A 3242-nucleotide genomic window follows, 5' to 3' on the forward strand; every position below is an offset into this window, starting at 1 on the left:
CAGGTCACGACCCACTTCAGCTTCCTGCGCGGCGCCTCCTCCGCACAGGAATTGTTCGAGACGGCGAAACAGCTCGGTATCGATGCGCTCGGCGTTGTCGATCGTAATTCGCTGGCCGGGATCGTCCGGGCGCTGGAAGCATCCCGCGCCACCGGTCTGCGCCTGGTCGTCGGCTGTCGCCTCGATCTCGCCGACGGCATGTCTGTGCTGGTCTATCCGATGGACCGTTCCGCCTATTCGCGCCTGACGCGCCTCGTCACGCTCGGCAAATCGCGTGGCGGCAAGAACAACTGCATCCTGCATTGGGACGATATCGTCGCTTACTCCGAGGGTATGATCGGCATTCTGGTGCCGGATCTGCCGGATGCTACCTGTGCCGCGCAGCTTCGAAAAATGGCTGAGCTGTTTGGTGATCGCGCCTACGTTTCTCTCTGTCTGCGTCGGCGACCGAACGACCAGCTGCGTCTGCATGAGATTTCCAACATGGCGGCCCGGTTCAGGGTCAGAACCGTCGTCACCAATGATGTGCTGTTTCATGAGCCGGGCCGGCGGCAATTGCAGGACATCGTCACCTGTATCAGGCACAACACCACGATCGACGATGTCGGTTTCGAGCGCGAGCGCCACGCGGATCGCTATCTGAAGCCACCGGAGGAAATGCAGCGCCTTTTTCCGCGATATCCCGAGGCCTTGGCGCGAACTAGGGAGATCGTCAGACGCTGCAAGTTCAGCCTCGAAGAGCTTACCTACCAATATCCGGAGGAAGCCATCGTACCGGGCAAGGATGCCCAGGCCTCGCTCGAGCATTATGTCTGGGAATGTGCGCCGGACCGGTATCCGGAAGGCCTGCCACCGGATGTTTTAAAGACCGTACGCCACGAGCTCGATCTCATCCGCACCATGAAATATGCCCCGTATTTCCTGACCGTGTTTTCGATCGTGCGGTTTGCCAGAAGCCAGGGCATTCTCTGTCAGGGCAGGGGGTCCGCCGCCAACAGTGCCGTCTGCTATATTCTCGGCATCACCTCGATCGACCCTTCCACCAATGATCTCCTCTTTGAGCGCTTCGTCAGTCAGGAACGTGACGAGCCGCCGGATATCGATGTCGACTTCGAGCATGAACGGCGCGAGGAGGTCATCCAGTGGATCTACAAGACATACACCAAGGACAAAGCGGCCCTTTGTGCGACCGTCACCCGCTACCGGGCCAAGGGCGCAATCCGCGATGTCGGTAAGGCGCTCGGCCTGCCAGAGGACGTCATCAAGGCGCTATCTTCAGGCATGTGGTCCTGGTCGGAGGAAGTACCCGACAGAAACATCCGTGAACTCAACCTCAACCCGGACGACCGCCGCTTAACGCTCACCCTGAAACTCGCGCAGCAGCTGATGGGTGCGCCGCGTCATCTCGGTCAGCACCCCGGCGGCTTTGTCCTCACCCACGATAGGCTTGATGACCTCGTGCCGATCGAGCCGGCGACGATGAAAGACCGGCAGATCATCGAATGGGACAAGGACGACGTCGAGGCACTGAAATTCATGAAGGTGGACGTCTTGGCGCTCGGGATGCTGACCTGCATGGCCAAGACCTTCGATCTTATTCGAGAGCACAAGGGGGAAGATCTTGATCTCTCGAAGATCGAGCAGGAAGATGCCGCCACATATGCGATGATCCGCAAGGCTGACACGCTCGGCACCTTCCAGATCGAAAGCCGTGCGCAGATGGCGATGCTGCCGCGCCTCAAACCCCGCACTTTCTATGATCTCGTTGTTCAGGTGGCGATCGTCCGGCCGGGCCCAATCCAGGGCGACATGGTGCATCCCTATCTTCGTCGGCGGGAGGGCAAGGAGCCCGTCGAATATCCAACACCAGAGCTTGAAGCAGTCCTCGGCAAGACGCTGGGTGTGCCACTGTTTCAGGAAAGCGCCATGCGTGTTGCCATGGTCTGTGCAGGCTTTACCGGTGGTGAGGCCGACCAGCTGCGCAAATCGATGGCCACCTTCAAATTCACCGGTGGCGTCTCGCGGTTTAAGGACAAGCTGGTGTCCGGCATGGTCAAGAACGGATATTCGCCCGAGTTCGCCGAAAAGACCTTCTCGCAGCTGGAAGGCTTTGGCTCCTACGGCTTTCCGGAAAGTCATGCCGCCTCCTTTGCGCTGATCGCCTATGCTTCGAACTATATCAAGTGCCATTACCCGGACGTGTTTTGCGCGGCACTGCTCAACAGTCAGCCAATGGGATTTTATGCTCCAGCCCAGATCGTCGGGGACGCGATCAAGCATGGCGTCGAGGTGCGGCCGGTCTGCGTTAACCGCTCGCGCTGGGACTGCACGCTGGAAAGGATCGGCAGCAGTGACCGGCATGCTGTCCGGCTGGGTTTCCGGCAGGTGAAAGGGCTGGCGGTCGCGGATGTAGCTCGCATCGTGGCAGCGCGCATGAACAACCCGTTCGCCTCAGTCGATGACATGTGGCGCCGGTCCAGTGTTCCGACAGAAGCACTTGTCCAACTGGCAGAAGCAGATGCTTTCCTGCCATCTCTCAAACTCGAACGACGCGACGCGCTCTGGGCGATCAAGGCCTTGCGCGACGAGCCCTTGCCGTTGTTTGCAGCCGCAGCCGAGCGCGAGGCGACGGCGATTGCCGAGCAGCAGGAGCCAGAGGTGGCGCTTCGGCAAATGACGGACGGCCATAACGTCATCGAGGACTACAGCCACATCGGTTTGACCCTGAGACAGCATCCGGTCGCCTTTCTGCGCAAGGATCTCTCGGAGCGCACCATCATCACCTGTGCCGAGGCGATGAATGCACGGGATGGCCGATGGATTTACACCGCTGGACTCGTGCTGGTGCGGCAGAAGCCGGGATCTGCCAAGGGTGTGATGTTCATCACCATCGAAGACGAGACCGGACCAGCCAACGTCGTTGTCTGGCCCACTCTGTTCGAGAAGCGTCGGCGGATCGTGCTGGGATCGTCGATGATGGCGATCAATGGACGCATTCAACGGGAAGGGGAGGTCGTGCATCTCGTAGCACAGCAACTCTTCGATCTCTCAGGCGATCTGGTTGGACTTGCCGATCGGGATACGGAGTTCAGGCTGCCGGCTGGTCGCGGCGATGAGTTTGCCCACGGAGGCGGCGGGCCGGATTCACGCGATCGACCAAAGCCGGTCGTTCCGCGCGACATGTTCGTGCCCGATCTTCATATCGATACACTGAAAGTGAAGAGCCGGAATTTTCATTAAGC

The 3242-nt window shown here is 59.7% G+C and carries 1 protein-coding gene; it reads left to right on the forward strand.

The window, feature by feature from the left end; genetic code table 11:
- Window positions 1-3240, forward strand: a 3240-nt coding sequence (locus FS804_RS24585) for an error-prone DNA polymerase (protein ID WP_144579342.1), incomplete at its 5' end; no start/stop codon positions are given.
- Window positions 3241-3242: the final 2 nt, after the last annotated feature.

This window comes from Agrobacterium sp. DE0009 (assembly GCF_007680755.1).
GTDB lineage: Bacteria > Pseudomonadota > Alphaproteobacteria > Rhizobiales > Rhizobiaceae > Agrobacterium > Agrobacterium tumefaciens_B.